We start from the raw sequence: 17,880 nt of genomic DNA, 5'->3' as shown, positions 1-17,880 counted from the left end.
CACGCATACTGAGGGTCACCAGTGTGCGACGCCGAATCTGGCGATCGACGAGGGGATGATATGGGGTCCCACCCACCACCGAAGCCGGCCGTCGGCCACAGCCGCTCCCCCTCCAGCTCACCTCACTCCGGGGGGTAACGCGAGCAGGGCAATCGCGAAGTGTTCTCGCGCCCAATCGGATTCATTGCGATGCCCACACCGACTCCGGTTTGAGATACCCGGATCGACGTCTCGATATCCGAGTCCTGCATGGCAAGGTAGATCTGCGGACACTTATAAACTATTAAAAGGAAAACTAGTTGGTTTGCATTAGGCGAGTAACTCGAACGACCAAGAGCACAATCCGGTAAACCCTTGCAGCGCAACGCAATATCGACTGTATGCTGACCCGTTGTCAAATGGGAGGCGGAGGCATGACATCAGCAGAGGAACTCGAGGCACATGCGCTACGAACTACCATTGGTCTCGTCGATTACCTCTCGGACCTGACCGATTCTTCGACCCGAAAGCCATTACGGGACATCACAAGCGATCAATCGGGCGCAATTGAGAATATTCTGTGGATCGACGATTTTCCGCCCGACATAAGGCTCGAGTCCGATACTGAAGACACGCTGCTGATAATTCGCCCGGTACCGAAATCTTCACCACCGAAGCCGCCTCGCGAGCTAGCAGGGCGGATAGATTCACTATCGATCGCGAAGGCAGACGGTCCGGAACCAAGACTACACAGCGACTCCGAGAAGCCACTCGAATCTGACTATTCGGACCAATTGATTCAGCGCACCTTCGATGATTGGTTGCGAAAGTGGCGGTCATGGGCTGAAGCAGAGCAGCAATGTGCCCCTCGCCGCGTTCTGTACGAACATCTCGAAACCGCCGCGAAGATCATGGAGCAACAAGACGACGAGTACGAGCTCGTGCTCGGCATCGGCCTGGTGGCCATACCCGCGGAGGACGAGTCCGAACGCCGCTGTCGGCACTTGCTCACGGAGCAAGTAGTTCCATCGCTTGACCGGACCGGCACGATACAGCTCAACCGACCGGGCAAACGTCGCTTGGAAGACCGGGAGATCTTCGAAGGCCTGGCCGTCTACCGCCCCGATCGAGGCAGGGTCACCAAAGACGATTTACTCGGCGCCGACGAGCCGGTGCTGACCACCAAGACGATCGATGGCCTGCGTCAATGGCTGGGACTCGCGGTCGACGAGGTATTCGAATTCGAGGTAAAGCGCAGCAAATCAACGCAATTCGGTATAGGCCCACGCTTCACGCCCGCACCGGCGCTGATCCTTCGCAGGCGGAGTCAAGAGCGGATCTCGGAGGCGTACCGCAGGATCGGCGAAGCCCTCCGGCAACCGGGGGCCGAGATCCCGGTGGCGCTTGCCCAGATCGTCGTCGATAGCGAGCGCGTGGACCGCGAACGCTGGCTTGACCGTCAGGGCGCCGTGCGGGGCGATGTCCTCGGACGCGATCCTCTTTTCCCGTTGGATACGAACGATGAGCAGTTGCGTGTGCTGGAACTCCTCCGTACCGAAATCGGCGTCGTCGTCCAAGGGCCGCCCGGGACCGGAAAGACCCACACCATCGCCAACCTGATCTCAGCCCTACTCGCACAGGGACAGCGGGTGCTGGTCACCAGCCAGAAGGATCAGGCGCTGCGGGTCCTTCGTGACAAGATCCCAGACGAGCTCCGGCATCTGTGTGTGCTGCTCACCGGTGGCAGCAAGGACGCGTCGATAGAGTTGCAGCAAGGTCTCGATGCGCTGTCCACTGCCATCGCTTCCACCGACGCCACGTCGCTGGCCGCGGAAGCACGCCGGTTGTCCGACAAGCGGATTGAGCTCAAATCTCGAAACGTCGTACTCAATTCCGAAATCAGCGATCTCCGCGGGGATGAGTCCCGGCTGTACGAGCCGGTCGTCGCCGGATGTGGAGACCGGCTCTATCGCGGGACCTTGTCCGAGATCGTGCGTGACGTGAAACTCCAGGCGGCATTGCATGATTGGATGCCACCCGTTCCCGATACCGCAGACGATCTCCCGTGCCTGTCACCCGCCGAATGGACAGAACTGCGCTGCCTGCTGCTCGATGGCCTGCTTCCTGATCGCAGGGTTCACGCCGGGCAAAGTCTGCCACCGGACGGCCGGCTGCCCAATGTCGCGGAGATTGCGAACCTCGTCGCAGCCGAACGCGAATCGGTGACCGATGTCGAGAATGAGCCGGATCAGTCCGCCGCGCTACTCGGTCGCCTCACCGATGACGATCTGTCGCAGCTGGGCATAGCAGCCAACAATATGTGGGAGCGGTTGTACCACTATGGATTAGCAGGACCCGTATCACCGGAACGCCAGTGGGTAGCGCGGGCGGTCGATGACCGCCTGGGCGGCCGGAATATCGGACTCTGGGCCGGGCCGCTGCAGAGCATCGGCGAACCGGCTCGAATACTCATGGCTCTCAACGCTATTGCCGCCTCCGGCCACGTGATCGAGTTCCGTGCGCCGATTACCTACCAATCCCTCGGTGCCGCTCGTGCATGCCAGCGGACCGGTACCGCACTCGTCAGCTACCTGAAGGGCGGCGGGCAGCTCAAGGCACGCTTCCCATCCAAGCCGCAGAAGGAGGCACAGCCTTTTCTCAATTGGGTAGTGGTCGACGGAACCGCCCCCGACTCGGTGGAAGCGCTGGAAGCCGCGCTGGGCAGAGTTGACGCCGAGATCTCCGCGATACAGTTGAGCCACAACTGGTTCGAGTCCGGAATCCCGGTGGCGGCCGGCGTTCAGTTCGCCGCCCAGGCCAACCACATCCTGTACGAGCTGGCCGAGCATGCACGAATGCTCGGAGCAATCGGGGAGATCCACTGGGCGCGAGATCAGATCGCGGGAATCCTTGGTAGGTACTCAATTCCGCTGCCGCTCTACGACGTCAACTCGATTCGTGCCATGTTGCAGGCAGTTCCCGCTGCCGAGAAGCATGCGCAGTTGACGCGTGCGAAACGTCGAATCGACCAAGTCCGAGCCGACATCATCGCGCTGGCCTCGGTGCCCAACTCGTGCATCGAACTCGCGCAGGCAGTTGAGGCTGTTTCTCAACGGGATGTACAGCAATACGCCCAAGTGATCGATTCACTCGATTCGTTACGGACCCAGCAGACCCGGGAGCAACGCGCGAACCAGCTCGAACACGCGCTCATCGCGGCGCATCCCAGACTGCTGACGCTGCTGCACTCGACATATGCGGACTCGGTGTGGGAGGACCGGGATATCAAGGCAGCGTGGGCATGGTCGAAGGCGCAGCAATTCGTGAGCGTCCGACGGACCGCTGACCACGAACACGAGCTCCTCGACGAGTTCGAGGCAAATGAATCCGATATCAGGACGCTGTCGGCCCGGCTCGTCGCGATCGAAGCGCAGGCCGCGTGCCTGCGCCGCTTGACCGACGATCAGCAGCGTGCCCTGAATGCCTATCGGACCCATATGTCGAAGATCGGCGCTGGTACCGGCCGCAAGACCAAGGAGTTCCGGAAGGCAGCGCGCGCCGCGATGATCAAAGCGCAGGATGCCGTGCCGGCCTGGGTTGTTCCATTACCCAATCTGCTGGACAACATCGAGGCGGACCGCAATCGATTCGATGTCGTCATCGTGGACGAGGCCAGCCAGGTGGGTATCGAGCACCTCTATCTGCTGTGGATGGCTCCTCGCGTGATCGTCGTCGGCGACGACAAGCAATGCACTCCGGGCATGAGCACTCTCGGCCTGCTTGATCAGGTGTTCGCGCGCAACGATGAACACCTCGCCGACGTCAAGCTGGATATCAGCCGGCTGCTTACCTCACGGTCGAATCTGTACGAGGTGTTGTCGGCTCGTTCGGGCAAGGATGCCCTCGTGCGGTTGCGCGAGCATTTCCGCTGTGTTCCCGAAATCATCAACTGGTCGTCACGCCAGTTCTATGGCGACGGGTCCGGGCAGGGCGGCCTGATTCCATTGCGGGAGCGACGAAGCGACGCGCTGCCACCGCTGCGGGTCACGAAGGTCGAGGGCGGCTTCACCGAGGGGCGTGATATCCGACGTCGCAATCCGATCGAAGCCAAAATGCTCGTCGAGACGCTCGTCCGATGCCTCGACGATCCGGCGTACGAGCGCAAGACCTTCGGCATCGTCGTGTTGCAGAGCACGAAGTTCCACATCCAACTACTCGAGAACCTCGTCAACGAATCGATCTCACCAGAGGTTCGCGAGACACGCGGAATACGAGTAGGCACCGCACCGAACTTCCAGGGCGATGAACGCGACGTTATCTTCCTGTCGATGGTTGTCGCGGAGTCGCCTCGGCTGATCTCGTCCGAAATCTACCGGCAGGCATACAACGTCGCCGCGACCCGCGCCAAAGACCAGCTCTGGTTGTTCACCTCGGTCGGGCTGGATCAACTCCGGCCCGGGTGTCTGCGGGCGTCCCTACTCGGCTATATGCTCGATCCGCCGTCAGTGTTCGGAGACTCCCCCGCACTCAACGAGGTCTCCGAACACAAGCGAACACCGCCCTTCGAATCACTCTTCGAACAGCGGGTTTTCCGCATTCTTCGAGACCGCGGCTACCACGTTGTCCCTCAGTACCCTGTCGGTTCGCGAACGCTGGATCTCGTGGTCGTCGGCGATGACGGGAGGATCGCGGTCGAATGCGACGGCCACTACTGGCACACCGACATCACCGCGCAGGCGAACGACGCCCGCCGAGACCGCGAATTGTTCAGAATGGGCTGGACCACGGTCCGAATCCGGGAAAGCGAATTCGAATTCGACCCGGAACAAGCCATGATTCCAGTCTGGAAAGCCCTACAGGACAAGGGAATCCTGCCCGGAACCGGCAGCGGCAATGGCCGGCACGCCTGGCAACCCTCAACTCTCGCCGAAGAGGACGAGGCCGAACAGGAAGTGCAGCCATGACCGACGCCACCAGTCCGACTGTTCAACTCGACGAACGTGTGCTCGAGCACCTCGCCCTCTTGATCTGTGGCGAAGACGGCACCCCGTACTACCGGAGCGCGAAGGAATTAGAGAGGTTCTTCCGGGCAGCCGGGCTGCCCAGAGTTCCAGAATATGAAGGCTACCGCAAAGACTGGACCATGGATCGCCTGAACGAGATCCGGCAAGATTCGGAGAGTCTCCGAAAAGTGTTGCTGCGGTTGGCCGATCGACGCGAGTACATCGACAATGAGGATGGATACGCCGCAGTATGCGAGGAACTCGACGCCCTGCTGGCCATCGAGGCCTTGCAAATCATAGAAGAGCACGGACGCCCCCAACTCATCGAACGCTCAACCGAGACTTCGCGTCTCGCATCGAAAGCCCCTGCCGAACTGACCGCGAACATCTCGGACATCGTCACCGACACCGTCTTCGCACGACAGCTTCGCGAGCGCCTCGATGAGGCATACACCTGCTGGCAGTCCGGCGCCCCAACTGCCGCAATCATCCTCCTCGGCAGCGTACTCGAGGGCGTGCTCTACGACGTCGCCGTGAATCACAGCGCCGGCGGCAAACAGCCCACCGACCATCTGCAAACTCTGATCGCACGAGCCCGCGACGAAGAATGGATCGGCCGCGACGTCGCGGACTATGCCGACGTACTACGCAATCACCGAAACCTCGTCCACCCCAAGAAACAATGGAAGGAGCTGTACCGGCCCGAAGACGACCTCGTCCGAATCGCATGGAACGTCGTAGTCGCCGCGCTCAACGACCTGGCAGCGCTGCCGTAAAGGACCTCAACCGGATCCCAGGTTGGCTAGCTGTTAACCACCGGTTCGAGCGGAAGGCAGAGTGGCGTGGAGGTCCACATCTATACCGATGGTGCATGCAGTCCGAATCCGGGACCGGGCGGCTGGGGAGCCGTGTTGCGGTACGGCACCCGCGAACTGGACTTGTATGGCAGCGATTCCGGTCCGACGACCAACAATCGGATGGAGCTGACAGCACCCATTCAAGCGCTGGAACGACTCGAGCGACCATCACGGGTACGGATCTTCACCGACAGCACCTATGTCCGTGACGGAATCACCTCGTGGGTGAAGAAGTGGCAGGCCAACGGCTGGCTCACGCAGAAGAAGGAGCCGGTCAAGAACGCCGACCTCTGGCAGCAGCTGTATGCCGCATGCTCGGTGCACCAGGTCGAATGGGAGTGGGTGAAGGGCCACGCGGGGCATCCGGATAACGAACGAGCCGACCGGTTGGCAGTGCGGGGTGCCGTCGAAGCGGGCGGGTCGGCACAGCAGCCGACCGCGTCTCCACCGCGAGAACGTTCCCCACGCAACCCCGCGAACTCATCGACGAAACCCTGTCGCGCCCTGACGAAATCGGGCGCACCATGCCCGAACTCCGCCCGCGATTCCGGGCTTTGCCACATCCACGACCCAGCGCTGCAATGCGGTGCGATCAACCGAAAGGGGAAGCCGTGCAGCATTGCCACCGGCGGCGGCCGCTGCAAAACCCATCATGATGTCCCGGATTCGACGACGGATACCACACCATCGCTGCTCGACACATCCGGTTCGTGAACATTCTGCCGTCCCCAAACCTCCAGCACTGCCCGCCCCTCCCTCTCACCGACGTCGGACCGAAATCCTACCGACGCATCGGGCGCCGACACCGGTCCACCGCTGCTTCGAGCATCACTGCCTCTGCCGTTCGAATCAGGACTCCGAGCGGTGACCCTTACCACTCAGCTGAGCGATGCTGAATAGTTGCCGATAGGGTGTCCGATCGTGAGTGCTGAGTTCAGGGCCGATGCGGTCGAGTTGCGGTCGACCGCCGACGGCCTGGACCAGCTCACGACCGAGCTCACAGAGCGGCTCGACAAACACATGCGAGCCGTACGCGGGTTCGTAGGCGTCGAGTGGACCGGCACCGCGGCGAACTCTCATGAGGATCCCTGGGCGAAATGGGAGAACGGCGCCCGGCAAATCCTGGATTCCTTCCGCACCGACGCCGGTCTACTGCGCCGTGTGGCCGACGAGATCGGCGCGGTCGATCAATCGCGCGCGGCGGCGACGCAGCAAGCGGGCTCGAGTCTCGATCTGCCGGACGTGGTGTGAGTGGCCGGGTATCGAGTGGATCTGGTCGGATTGGGTCGATTGGTCGATGCATCCGCCGCATTGGAGTCGGCGATCGAAGAGACCGTGACCAAGATCGAACAAGACGTCGACAACCTGCACGTCTCCTGGGCCGGAGCCGCCGCCACAGCGCACCGCGAAGCACATGAGGCCCGCGTCCGCGCCGTCGGCGAGATGCGCGCCGCGCTGACCGAACTCCAGACCAAGCTGGACAACGCACAGCAGGCATACGGCAAGGTCGGCCCCACCAACGTGGAGATGTGGCCGTGAGCCCCACGCCGACCGTTCCGCTGATCCTGTGCCAGATCGACGATTATCACAGTGCCGCTGAGGTTTTCGCGTCCATCGGCACGGACGCCGCCAATACCCACATCGCTCTCCTGGGCGTACTCAACGCGAACGCCGGCATGGCCGGCAGCGACAGCATCGGCCAGGCATGGGCCAAGCCATACGACGAGGCCGCCGGCCTCGCACTCCAAACTTCCGACCGACTGATGACCGCGTGCGTCAGCACCGCGGACCTGGTAACCAGCGGAGCCCACAACCACGAACGCACGGAGGTCGGAGCCGACTACCGCGACGTCCCGGAACCCCCGCGCCCGCCGGCACGACCGATCCCATGCGTAGTGACTCAGGCGCTCTCGGCAGCAGGCGACGGACTACCGGAACCATTCGGCTGGTCGATCGTCAAGGATGCCGTCGGAGCCGCCTGGCCCAACGGACACCAGGACAAACTGCGCGCCGCCCAAACCGCCTGGACCACCGCCGCAACCGATTTCCGCGTCCTCGCATCCCGAGTGGGCGAGGCGAGCGCCCTCCTCACCAACCAGGAATCACAGGAAATCCCCGCCGCACTAGCCACATTCACCGACCGCAAGAACGACCTCTCCGCCCTCGCCGACATCTGCCAAACCCTCGGCGAAGCCTGCGGCGAATACGCCGGCCACCTCGACGAAGCCCACTCCAAGATCCTCCACGAGCTCGCCGAATTCGGCCTCGAAACCGCGTTGTGGGAAGCAGCTTTCGCGCTGCTCGCACCAGTAACCGCCGGCCTTTCGGAGGTGATCGGCAACTCCGGCTTGGTCGCCCGCGCCGCCGCGAAGGCCCAACGCATCGCGAACATCATCAGCCGCCTCGCCGCTCGCGCCGCAAAGATCGCCAGCGAGACCGTGCGCCCACTGGTCGAACGCATCAAGCCGTTGCTGGAGAAGATCAAGGCATGGGTCGCAGCCGCTCGGACGAAGATCGCGACTCTGGTCGAGACCCCGAAGCTGTACCCCTCCGGAGAAAGGCTCACCGAGGCGGAATATACGGCCAAGTACGGCGCACCCGGCAACTGGAGGTACCCGAGTGAACTTACAGGCGAATACGCAGTCGCGGGTACTCGCAAGGTCGTCGACCTTCCAGCAGGAACCCGAATGGACCGGTATGGCTACCCCGGCGGCGGATGGCTGGCGCCCGAAGGCGCCCCATACGCGGAACGTGCGCTACCGCCAGACACAATCCCCAATGGGAAACCTCTGCTCGGATACGTGACCACCGGCAGACCCCTCCCCCCGGGTTGGCGAATCGAACAATCCGAAGTGGCACCATGGTTCGGCGAACCAGGTGGCGGACTCCAATACCGCATCCTCAACGAGCACGGCGAAACCGGATCCGTCAACGAGCTGATCCGCGCGAAGTACCTGCAGGCACTGCCATGAGCGACAGCCGAGGAGAATCAATGCACACGCAGATCACTGTCGACCTCCGGCAGTTCCCTTCCGAACTACACCGCCTCGTCCTCGACTGGTACCGCTGGCAGGAAGCAACCCTGCGTGGCATCGGGCGGCAACTGGGCGGGAACCCGATCCCCAATGCCACTCCCGAATACAGCTTCTGGCATGCCAATCCGCCGCAGATGGCTGACGGCGAACTGATCCTCGACATCGGCGACATCAAGTACTACCTGTCGATCGAACCCACCGGAGTGTCGATCACCAAGCGGGAGCGCAACACCCGCACCCCGGTCGCACACCTTCAGCGCATGGATGACGCCAAGAAGTACCTTCTGTGCGTTATGGGCGATGCGGCCTGGACAACTGACTTCGCCAACTCTCCGAGCAGTCGCTGGTACGACCAAGGCGTCGCCGCCGGCGTGCATCTGGAACCGGTCAACCCTGACGCCGAATTCTCGGACCAGTTCCTCTTCGTCGCCGACGAGGGAGACCCCCGGGCAACAATGCGCACAATGGACGCGACTTGGTTTTCGCATCCCCTACTGCAGGCCTACGAACAGGTCGACGCAAAGTATCGGGAAAGTCTGCCGTCCAACCGGTTCACGATCGACGTCGTTCCGGCCTGATGCCAGGGCACGATGGAATGAGATTCGACGATAGCTTCTTCTCGCGTGAATACTGGTTTTCGCTCGGCAGAGAAGGGGGAACGGGCAAGTACTACTTGTCGATCCCGGTCAGCAACGGCCTTGTGGACTACGAGGAGTATTACGAGATCCCCGAGCTCACCTTCGAGCGCTTCATGCAGGATCCCAGTAGCGCAGTCGAATTCGCCGAGAGTTGTCGGCATCAGCAGATGGATGCCCTCCTCATCGTCCCCGCGCCTGCGACCGGTCGCGGCACAGCCGTGTAGCGGGTGTTCACTCAGCCGTGACAGCGTCCTCGACAATGCGGCGGGCCACCTCGGCTTTCATCCTTCAATGAGCCCGTCAGCTCGCAATGCTTCCTCCAGGTCGAGATAGCTGTAATAGCTGTCTTCACCTTCGAAACCGCGGACATCGATCAGGAACTTCTTGAAGGCCGATACCCGGGCACGTCCGAGATGCTTGGTGGCGCGGTAGAAGTCGACCGCGATTCTGGGCATATCGCTCGCTTGGCGGCACTGCTTGTTCGCACACCAGTGGTCGAGCGCCGAGATGACATCAGATGTGTCGAGGAAGGCAGCGTGCTGAACGAGGAGATCTCCCGCCGCCTCTCCGTATCGAAATGTGCTGACATCCTGCAAGGTCGTGAGGACTGCCGTAGCGAAGTAGGGGTCGGGCGGAGCGGCCGTCAAGACCATGATCCGCTGAATCCACGGCAGGCCACCGAAGCGCTCTTCCAACGTAGGCAAGTGCTCCCGCGCGAATCGGCTGCGCACCAAGGCTATTCCCATAGCGATTTCTCCCGGCAGGGGTTCCAGCTCCCCCTTCGGTATTCGGCCGCACAGTAGTGCTTCCAGCCGAGGCACCACCGATTGCTCGAGCGAATCCCAAAAGTAATCGTGCACGCCGAGTCGCACCATTGCCCTCAGTTGAGCCGCGCTCACGAGCCGCTGGAACCGGTCCGTGAGCTGGGCCAGCGCGGTGCGCACAAGCTCACGGTCCCGCTGCGCGAAGGCATCGAGCGCCGCCGCCATCCGGTCGGCGTGTTCGATTGCCGGCATGCGCCCTGCCGGATCCAGCTCGAGCAGCGCGTGTTTGGCGGCAACCTTTATGATATTCCCGCGCGCCGCTGATCTGACGCGATCGAAGAATACGGCTTGAATATGCGGAGCGCTGGCGATGAAATAGGGGTCACAGATATAGGTGTGGAACTCCTCCAATATCTTTCGCCCTTGCACGGGAGGATGGGTAAGCAGAGTCGTCAGCGCGACGGCGAGGTGCCCACGTGCGACCTCCGGCCGAGGTTCGTAGACGTCGTCGAGTGTCCGGAGCGACGGATGCACGCAAAGGTTTCGATCCTCGCGGACCCGCTGCAGTTCGCGAAGGCCGATTGAGTCGATCAGTTCGAACTGCTCGGCTTCACCGAGCAATCCGTTCTCGATCTGCTGCATCGCCCGGACACCCTCCTGCGTCAGACCCTGCTGCTGGGCGTTGACGAGCCGATCGCAGAAGGCGACGGCCTTGGTATCGCCGCCGTCAGCCAATCGCACGAGTTTGGTGATGATATCCGCCGTTACGGCGGTCCAAGTTGTAGCGATGCAGGCACGAACGGCGCCGGCGTTGTAGCATCGCCAAGCCTCTTCGGCCAGCGAACGTACGTCCGGGCTCCATACCTGGCCGATCAGAATCTCGAGATCCGCCATGGCATCAGCCCTTCACTATCCCAAGCCAGACATATTCCCGGGCTCTCGTGATGGCGACGAATCGCTGATTGACCACCAGCTCGGTGCGATCGCGAGCGGCGTCGCTGAGTGGTTCCGTGGGAAGGGATTTCGAGAAGAAAGGATGGAGTATCGCACGAAAATCGAGCCCTTTCGCACGGTACACGGTACCAACCTTGATCATGTCCTCATCGATACCGACGTAGTCCTCCAGGTTCCGGAACGGCACCTGCCATCGGCGTAGCGCCGCCCGAAAACGGTCTGCCTCATAGTTCGTCAGTGTGAGAAGGGCTGTCGCTGAGAGCGGGATACCCTTCGCCGCGATCTTTTCCAGCTGGATTCTTACCTGCCCCTCGACGTCTTCGTCACTGCCGCTCCATGTTTCAGCGGTCCCGCCGGGCAGTACGGCCTCGGAGCGACTCAGTGCAACGGCGACCTCGAGATCATCGACTGAGCCCCTTCCCTCGAGCGAAGCGGCCAACGCGAGCACAGCAGCGCAGTTGCGGTAGTTGACTCGAAGCACCTCGCCGCGACCGACGATCGGGATACCGGCATCGGACAATCTCCAGCCGCCCGCGTAGATCTTCTGCTGCCCGTCGCCGACCAGCAACAGCGCGTTGGGCGCATTTCCGGTCAGAGCGTGCACGAGTCGCAGTCCGAGCAGCGACATGTCCTGCACCTCGTCGACAACGACCATGTCATAGCGCTCGTCAGGCGGATTCTCTTCCAGCTCGGCAAGGGCAGCGGCTATGAGGTCATTGGCGTCGAGAAAGCCTTGCCTCTGACGGATTGTCTCGTACTCGTAGAACAATTCCCACACGGCTTTTCGAGCCGTCGCGTCCAGCGATCCGTGCCGACCGCGGCGATCGAGGTCCGCGTACACATCAAAGTCATGTATCCCGCGCCCCTTGATCAGGCGATCGATTTCCTCACGCCAATACCGATTGTCGGGCTCGATCTTCGCGAGCGGGCCACGGCTACCGACATGAGACCAGGCGCGATTGAAGGCATTGTCGGCGAGCCTGAGCTCCATCTCGGATCTCTCTCCACGCAGGTTGAGGAACTCGCGAGCCCAGGAGTGCAGATTCTTGAACTCCGTGCGCTCCAACGCCTCTGGAGCCATCTGGACGAACGCCTGCTCCTGACACTTGGGAAGGTTTCGGACGAAGGTTGTGAACAGCAGTTTCCCGGTGGTCTTCCGAGCACGCCGGGCCATGCGATGCAGGGCGACGACCGTCTTGCCTGTCCCCGCCGGCCCGGCAATGCGCGCCGGACCGTTGTAGTTCTTCGCCACCAAAGCCCGTTGATCCGGGTCGAGAAACGTCATCCAGGTCGGGAACGGCTTCTCGATCGCTTGCGCTCGTTCGTCCTCGAGCAGACGTTCGGTATCGATCAATCCAACGTCGTCCGACGGCTGCCGAGCGGGCGGATCGTCCAGCGACAGCAGTGTGTATCCACGCCCACGCGCCGAAACCATCCTCGCGATCCGACCGGCGACACCTCGATCCAGCCGGTCCTCGCTTTTCAACAGCGACTGGTAATCCAGCTCGCTGACCACTCGAAAAGCCCCCGGTAGTCGTACCCGAGCATGCGGAGCGACGACCAACACGAGTTCGATAGTCTCCGGCACGAACACATTGCGGTGGTTTCCTACCGGAAGATTCGCGAACAGTTCTTCGGCATGAGCCTCGATCTCCTCGGCGATCGACGCCTCAGGCACCTCGTCGTCGAACGCGAGTGCGAAGACACCTCCGGTCCCGATAAGAAGCGCATCGGCGTATCCCGACCCGGGCGTTTGTTCATCCCGAACGAGCAGACACCACCCCCGACGCCCCTCGGCGAGCAACCCGCCCAGCACATTCTTGCCCCGCGCCGACACGGGCCCGAACGCGGCCAAAGCTTTCTCCGCTCGCAGGCGCCGTACTTCTCGATCATTACTGCTTCGACGTGGCATCGCGATACCCCCATCCGCTTGCGACGACCGCCGCCCAAATGAACGGCATTCCACCCAGACTGACGCAATTCCCCTGCGAGCCGCAAGTTCCGGTCAGTTGGTTTGTTAGCCACAAATTGACGCTTGTGAAATGCCGGATCCCCACTCTTTTCGAACTGATCTCAGGGGACAATCACACTGCGCAAAGAGCAACGGAGGAATGCCTTCCGGCGCTCATGCACGCTTCCGACCGGGCGCAATCGATCGTTCGAGGCGCCATGCCGAATTGCATTCTCCCACCGGGCAATTCGATTGCCGTCGTGATGCCGAAACCGGCACCGACGGCAGTTCGGGACGCAACTCACCAAGGCCCCCGAACAGTACAGCTAGGGGTGGCCGAAACCACCGGTCGCCACTGCATGAGTGAAGCAGTCCCACGCTGGTCCGTCGAAAACGAGAACAGGGCCGGACTCCCCCAGCTTCGAATCCCGCACGGCGACCCTGCCGCCACGCAGATGCGCCGCCTCCACGCATTCCCCACCCGAGCTACTGCGGCTCGACTTGAACCATTCGGCTGCAGACAGGTCGCTGTTCACTACCGATACTCCTTGGCTATCGACAGCACCAGCTGCCGGGTTATGTCCTCATCCAACGCTACCCGGCTGATCTCGGCGAAGGCGCTCCGATACCGCGCCACTTCGGCTTCTCTCTCGAGATACAGGTCCCCGGCAAACTCTTCGACGTAGACCATCGGCGGCTCCATCAATCCGGTCGCCGCGAGCTTCGGAAACTCGAGCAGCACAAACGATCCCACTCGCGAACCCAGGTGGCCCGCAGCGTCGAAGGGGACGACGCGCACCGACACGTTCGACAGCTCCCCGATATCCGCGAGCCGCTGGAGCTGATCAGCCATCACTCCCGGGCCGCCTATTTGATCCCGAAGAACCATCTCCGACAGGACGACATCCACCGCGAAGTCCGGTTCCTCGAGTCGCGTCTGCCTCCGCATGGCCATTTCAACACGCTTCTCGACCTGTTCGGTTGGCATGCCTGGGTATTCGGCCCACGCGATCGCCCGCCGATACTCGGCCGTCTGAAGCAGTCCTGGCACGATGGTCACCTTCCAGACCGCCATCCTGCAGGCCGATTCCTCGAGCCCCATGTAGTGATCGAATCCGGCGTTCATCTCATCGGCGAATGCCCGCCACCAGCCTCCACCGGACTTCTGAGTGGTACGCACTTCGAACGCCAATTCCAAGAGCATCGAACGCTCCTCGCTAGAGGCTACGTACGCGTCGCAGAGCGCGTTGATATAGAGATCCGACACCTTGGTCGGCAACCCGTCTTCCATGCGTCCGATGGTCTGAGGTGACACCCCGATCACCCGACCCGCAGCGGACTGATTCAGCTTCTTACCTTCTCGCAGACGCTTCAACTCCCGCCCCAAGGCCCTGCGCGCGAGCGTGGATCCGGTCGCCATCTCGTTAGCCTCACTATCCGACGCGGTGGATTCTGGAAAGCCCTGCCGTAGAGATGGCCGTGGAAGAAGCGCGGCATCACTACCGTCGAATCGCGCGTTTGGAGATTCCATACGCTCCTGATCAGGAGTGTACTTATCGCATTCCCTCGGTGACCGGGAATCCGAACAGCCCGTACAGGTTTCATCGAACCTAAGGGAGGTGGCCGAAGATGCTCGGCCTTCCACCGATCAACCACGACGCCGTGCCCGAATCGACCCTCACCGCATCGCGCGCCCATCGAATCATGCAGGACCACAAGCGCTGCCCGATCTCGGTGTGCGCCGCCAAGGCGCAGGCCAAGCGGACACTGATCGTGACGGGCAGGCTGGTCCCCGCCGACGCTCCGCATGTAGGGAGCTGACCATATGGGCGACAACCCTGTCTTCCACCAGATGCCAGATCACCCGATCCTCAATTTCGAAGTGGCACAACGCGCCTTGGAACGGCACAAGGATTGCGGAGCAGGCTGCGAAGCGAAGGGATACTTCAATGCCCTCGTCCCCTACCTCGAGCGCGGCCGCGGCACCTGGAACATTTGGGCCTCACCCTGGCTGAAAGGTGCAGGAGAACCCGAACCTCCAAGGCAGGAGCGATGATAGGCGAACTCGTCTACCTCACGGTTGGCACCGGAGCCGGCATACTTCTCGGCTGGCTCGCCAACCCGTCCCGCCCTGCACACAGCCCGCGAGCCGGAGCCGGACGCACCGTCGCCGAGATCCGGTCCCGCCTCGAATCGGAGAGCCACGATCGACGGCACCGGATGGGCGGCAAGGTGCTTTGACGACGCGACATCCCTGTACGCGAGCCGCCCTTGTACCTAAGCCTTTTCAGGATCTAGGTCGGAGTACTTAACTGCCCGTCCACGCGCCAGCTCGACCGGATAGCGCTCTTCGTTCAGCCGGACCTTCGCCTCCGCAGCCGCCACAAGGTCAACTCGCAGGGTATCGGCAAGACTCAGCAGATATATGAAGACGTCGGCAAGTTCGGACTCCACCTTGGCGCGGGCCGTAACATCCGCACCTAGGGCGATACTTTCCTCTGGCGTCAGCCACTGGAAGATCTCCGAGAGCTCACCGACCTCCCCGGTCAGCGCCATCACCAAGTTCTTGGGTGTGTGGAATTGGCCCCAATCACGTTGCTCCGCAAAGTCGGCGACCAGGGTCTGTAACCGTTCCAGCGACATGAGGACTGTCTATCAGTCGAGCTCGACGATTGACTCTTCGGGTGAGCCGAATGCCATCTCCGGTCTCGGGCATTTGGGGACGCCGAGATCGGCGAACAACCTCCGAGTGGCCGGATCGGTGGAGTAGAGCACGGTGCCATACATGGAGCGAGTCACCTTGAATCCCCCCGGGTTTCGTGCACCCCCGGTTATCTGTCTCCGGCAGTCAGCTGAAGCAGGCTTGCATAGTAGTCGGTCTCGTACTCGACCGGTGGTTTGCGCCCGAGCCGGTGCATCAGCCGGGACTCGTTGAACCAGGCGACCCATAAGCTGGTGAGCTGTTCGACATCACCGATCCGGTGCAGCGGACCGGTCCGAAACGGCGAATCGTCTCGGACCGCTTCGGTCTTGTAGAGCCCAATGATGGTCTCCGCCAACGCATTATCGTAGGCGTCGCCCACCGAGCCGATCGACGGATTCCCGATCCCGGAAAGCATCAGTGTCTCACCGAACTTCACCGACGTGTACTGCTCAGGTTCAACCGGTGGACGCAACACCCGAGGTCATGGAGGGTGTTATGGGACGACCATCGGACTGGATGCGGGAGGTCACCGGACGAGCTCCGATGCGGTCGCCAGGGGCTCCCGGGCACCCGCGTTCGGTGGAGCGGCTGTTCTGGGACAAGATCGCGGAGGGCCTGCTTCCCACGGAAGCCGGTGTCGCGGTGGGGGTATCGCCAGTCGCGGGCTCTCGCTGGTTCCGGGAAGCTGGCGGGATGTCACCGTACTCCTGGAGCCCGCCCGGCGGCCGCTACCTGTCGTTCGCCGAGCGCGAAGAGATCGCGCTACTCAAGGCGCAGGACAAGGGAGTACGGCAGATCGCGCAGGCGCTGGGACGCAGCCCGTCGACCATCTCGCGGGAGTTACGGCGAAACGCCGCGACCCGCGGAGGCAAGCTCGTTTACCGCGCCTCGGTTGCCCAGTGGAAGGCCGAGCTGTTCGCCAGACGCCCGAAGAAGCCGAAACTCCTTGAAAATCAACAGCTTCGGAAGTATGTCCAACATCGGCTGTCGGGACGGATCGCGGACGCGGACGGCAGGATCGCCGCCGGCCCGGCGACACGAACATGGACCGGCCGCAACAAGCCGCACCGCTCGGACCGGCAATGGGTGCAGGCGTGGAGCCCGGAGCAGATCTCGCAGCGTCTGCGGATCGACTTCCCCGACGACAAGTCCATGCGGATCAGCCACGAATCGATCTACCAGGCACTATTTATCGACGGCCGCGGTGTCCTCGATCGTGAACTGATCTTGAATCTGCGGACCGGCCGGGCACTGCGCATGCCGCGGGCCCGCGCCAAGCGTGTGGCCTGGGCCCACGTCACACCGGACGTGCTGATCGACAAGCGGCCAGCCGAAGCCGAGGACCGCACGAATCCGGGCCACTGGGAAGGCGACCTCATTATCGGCACAGACCGCTCCGCGATAGGAACCCTGGTCGATCGGTCCACCCGGTTCACCGCCCTTGTCCATCTGCCACGCGAGGACGGATGGGGAAGATCAGCGCCGGTCAAGAACGGCACTGCGCTCAGTGGCTACGGGGCCGAATCGATGAACAAGGCTCTGACTGCGGTGTTGAACAAGCTCCCGACCCAGATGCTGAAGTCTGTGACCTGGGACCGGGGAAAGGAGATGTCGGCCCACCCGGCACTGACGTCGAAGACCGGCGTCCCGGTCTTCTTCGCCGACCCGCACAGTCCTTGGCAGCGCGGAACCAACGAAAATACAAACGGGCTTCTGCGGCAGTACTTTCCGAAGGGAACCGACCTATCGCGCTGGACTGCAAAGGATCTCGCGGCCGTCGCACACACTCTCAACACGCGGCCACGGAAGACTCTTGGATGGAGCACTCCAGCCGAAGCGATGGAACATCACCTACAATCGCTCCAACAACGAAGTGTTGCGAGGACCAGTTGAATCCGCCCTGGCTACCGGCATCGGAATGGTGAACAGTGCTGGCACCCAACGGATTGCCCTCACGCAACCGCATAGAGGCCGCTTGACGGATCGCCGACTCGA

The 17,880-nt window shown here is 62.2% G+C and carries 16 protein-coding genes and 2 pseudogenes; 11 read left to right on the top strand and 7 right to left on the bottom strand.

Annotation, left to right across the window (positions count from 1 at the left end):
• Positions 1-413 precede the first annotated feature (413 nt).
• From ACH438_RS36470 to ACH438_RS36435, 8 genes and pseudogenes are all read left to right on the top strand, one after another.
• Positions 414-4,943: an AAA domain-containing protein gene (locus ACH438_RS36470; protein ID WP_397013920.1), complete on the top strand. Its 4,530-nt coding sequence runs from the start codon at positions 414-416 to the stop codon at positions 4,941-4,943.
• Positions 4,940-5,758, top strand: a complete 819-nt coding sequence (locus ACH438_RS36465) for a DUF4145 domain-containing protein (protein WP_397013918.1) — start codon at positions 4,940-4,942, stop codon at positions 5,756-5,758. The genes ACH438_RS36470 and ACH438_RS36465 overlap by 4 nt, the downstream gene beginning before the upstream one ends.
• 66 nt (positions 5,759-5,824) lie before the next feature.
• A pseudogene (gene rnhA, locus ACH438_RS36460) lies at positions 5,825-6,259 on the top strand (ribonuclease HI); the annotation flags it as partial.
• Between the two features lie 501 nt (positions 6,260-6,760).
• On the top strand, positions 6,761-7,090 hold the full coding sequence (locus ACH438_RS36455) for a WXG100 family type VII secretion target (RefSeq protein ID WP_397013916.1): 330 nt from the start codon (positions 6,761-6,763) through the stop codon (positions 7,088-7,090).
• A gap of 39 nt (positions 7,091-7,129) precedes the next feature.
• Complete coding sequence (locus ACH438_RS36450; RefSeq protein WP_397013914.1) at positions 7,130-7,378, top strand: WXG100 family type VII secretion target; 249 nt, start codon at positions 7,130-7,132, stop codon at positions 7,376-7,378.
• On the top strand, positions 7,375-8,811 hold the full coding sequence (locus tag ACH438_RS36445; protein WP_397013912.1) for a TNT domain-containing protein: 1,437 nt from the start codon (positions 7,375-7,377) through the stop codon (positions 8,809-8,811). Before ACH438_RS36450 ends, ACH438_RS36445 begins: the two co-directional genes overlap by 4 nt.
• Before the next feature lie 20 nt (positions 8,812-8,831).
• A complete protein-coding gene (locus ACH438_RS36440; protein WP_397013910.1) occupies positions 8,832-9,452 on the top strand; it encodes a hypothetical protein in 621 nt (206 codons plus the stop codon).
• A 17-nt stretch (positions 9,453-9,469) separates the two neighbouring features.
• Positions 9,470-9,736, top strand: a complete 267-nt coding sequence (locus ACH438_RS36435; protein ID WP_397013908.1) for a hypothetical protein — start codon at positions 9,470-9,472, stop codon at positions 9,734-9,736.
• 57 nt (positions 9,737-9,793) lie between these two features.
• Here ACH438_RS36435 and ACH438_RS36430 read toward each other — a convergent pair whose 3' ends face one another.
• The 4 genes from ACH438_RS36430 to ACH438_RS36415 form a co-directional block, all read right to left on the bottom strand.
• Positions 9,794-11,170 (bottom strand): hypothetical protein, encoded by a 1,377-nt coding sequence (locus tag ACH438_RS36430; protein ID WP_397013906.1) that lies wholly within the window; start codon positions 11,168-11,170, stop codon positions 9,794-9,796.
• A gap of 4 nt (positions 11,171-11,174) precedes the next feature.
• Entirely contained in the window at positions 11,175-13,085 is a 1,911-nt protein-coding gene (locus tag ACH438_RS36425; protein WP_397013904.1) for a UvrD-helicase domain-containing protein, read from the bottom strand.
• A gap of 422 nt (positions 13,086-13,507) precedes the next feature.
• The gene (locus tag ACH438_RS36420; RefSeq protein WP_397013902.1) at positions 13,508-13,717 is read right to left on the bottom strand and encodes a DUF397 domain-containing protein; all 210 of its coding nucleotides are present in this window, start codon (positions 13,715-13,717) and stop codon (positions 13,508-13,510) included.
• Positions 13,717-14,601 (bottom strand): helix-turn-helix domain-containing protein, encoded by an 885-nt coding sequence (locus ACH438_RS36415; protein ID WP_397013900.1) that lies wholly within the window; start codon positions 14,599-14,601, stop codon positions 13,717-13,719. The genes ACH438_RS36420 and ACH438_RS36415 overlap by 1 nt, the downstream gene beginning before the upstream one ends.
• 209 nt (positions 14,602-14,810) lie before the next feature.
• Here ACH438_RS36415 and ACH438_RS36410 point away from each other — a divergent pair, with 209 nt between their 5' ends.
• Together ACH438_RS36410 and ACH438_RS36405 are read left to right on the top strand one after the other, a co-directional pair.
• Positions 14,811-15,002, top strand: coding sequence for a hypothetical protein (locus tag ACH438_RS36410; RefSeq protein WP_397013898.1), 192 nt, complete (start codon positions 14,811-14,813; stop codon positions 15,000-15,002).
• A gap of 4 nt (positions 15,003-15,006) precedes the next feature.
• Positions 15,007-15,237, top strand: coding sequence for a hypothetical protein (locus ACH438_RS36405; protein WP_397013896.1), 231 nt, complete (start codon positions 15,007-15,009; stop codon positions 15,235-15,237).
• Between the two features lie 221 nt (positions 15,238-15,458).
• On the opposite strand, the gene ACH438_RS36400 is transcribed toward ACH438_RS36405, so the two are convergent.
• The 3 genes and pseudogenes from ACH438_RS36400 to ACH438_RS36390 all read right to left on the bottom strand — a co-directional run.
• On the bottom strand, positions 15,459-15,824 hold the full coding sequence (locus ACH438_RS36400) for a nucleotide pyrophosphohydrolase (RefSeq protein WP_397013894.1): 366 nt from the start codon (positions 15,822-15,824) through the stop codon (positions 15,459-15,461).
• 12 nt (positions 15,825-15,836) lie between these two features.
• On the bottom strand, positions 15,837-15,980 hold the full coding sequence (locus ACH438_RS36395) for a hypothetical protein (protein WP_397013892.1): 144 nt from the start codon (positions 15,978-15,980) through the stop codon (positions 15,837-15,839).
• 32 nt (positions 15,981-16,012) lie between these two features.
• Positions 16,013-16,333: pseudogene (locus ACH438_RS36390) on the bottom strand (IS3 family transposase); the annotation flags it as partial.
• 68 nt (positions 16,334-16,401) lie between these two features.
• On the opposite strand from ACH438_RS36390, the gene ACH438_RS36385 reads away from it, so the two are divergent.
• Complete coding sequence (locus tag ACH438_RS36385; RefSeq protein WP_397013890.1) at positions 16,402-17,778, top strand: IS30 family transposase; 1,377 nt, start codon at positions 16,402-16,404, stop codon at positions 17,776-17,778.
• Positions 17,779-17,880: the final 102 nt, after the last annotated feature.

Origin of the sequence: Nocardia sp. NPDC020380, from assembly GCF_044386975.1 — a bacterium.
GTDB lineage: Bacteria > Actinomycetota > Actinomycetes > Mycobacteriales > Mycobacteriaceae > Nocardia.
The sequence above is the reverse complement of the archived record's forward strand: the minus strand, read 5'-3'. Positions and strand labels throughout refer to the sequence as shown.

Excerpts from the sequence above, each read along its gene's own strand:
- ACH438_RS36470 (WP_397013920.1), top strand. The coding sequence starts at position 414 with ATGACATCAGCAGAGGAACTCGAGGCACATGCGCTACGAACTACCATT.
- ACH438_RS36465 (WP_397013918.1), top strand. The coding sequence starts at position 4,940 with ATGACCGACGCCACCAGTCCGACTGTTCAACTCGACGAACGTGTGCTC.
- ACH438_RS36440 (WP_397013910.1), top strand. The coding sequence starts at position 8,832 with ATGCACACGCAGATCACTGTCGACCTCCGGCAGTTCCCTTCCGAACTA.
- ACH438_RS36435 (WP_397013908.1), top strand. The coding sequence starts at position 9,470 with ATGAGATTCGACGATAGCTTCTTCTCGCGTGAATACTGGTTTTCGCTC.
- ACH438_RS36430 (WP_397013906.1), bottom strand. The coding sequence starts at position 11,170 with ATGGCGGATCTCGAGATTCTGATCGGCCAGGTATGGAGCCCGGACGTA.
- ACH438_RS36415 (WP_397013900.1), bottom strand. The coding sequence starts at position 14,601 with ATGGCGACCGGATCCACGCTCGCGCGCAGGGCCTTGGGGCGGGAGTTG.
- ACH438_RS36410 (WP_397013898.1), top strand. The coding sequence starts at position 14,811 with ATGCTCGGCCTTCCACCGATCAACCACGACGCCGTGCCCGAATCGACC.
- ACH438_RS36405 (WP_397013896.1), top strand. The coding sequence starts at position 15,007 with ATGGGCGACAACCCTGTCTTCCACCAGATGCCAGATCACCCGATCCTC.
- ACH438_RS36400 (WP_397013894.1), bottom strand. The coding sequence starts at position 15,824 with ATGTCGCTGGAACGGTTACAGACCCTGGTCGCCGACTTTGCGGAGCAA.
- ACH438_RS36385 (WP_397013890.1), top strand. The coding sequence starts at position 16,402 with ATGCGGGAGGTCACCGGACGAGCTCCGATGCGGTCGCCAGGGGCTCCC.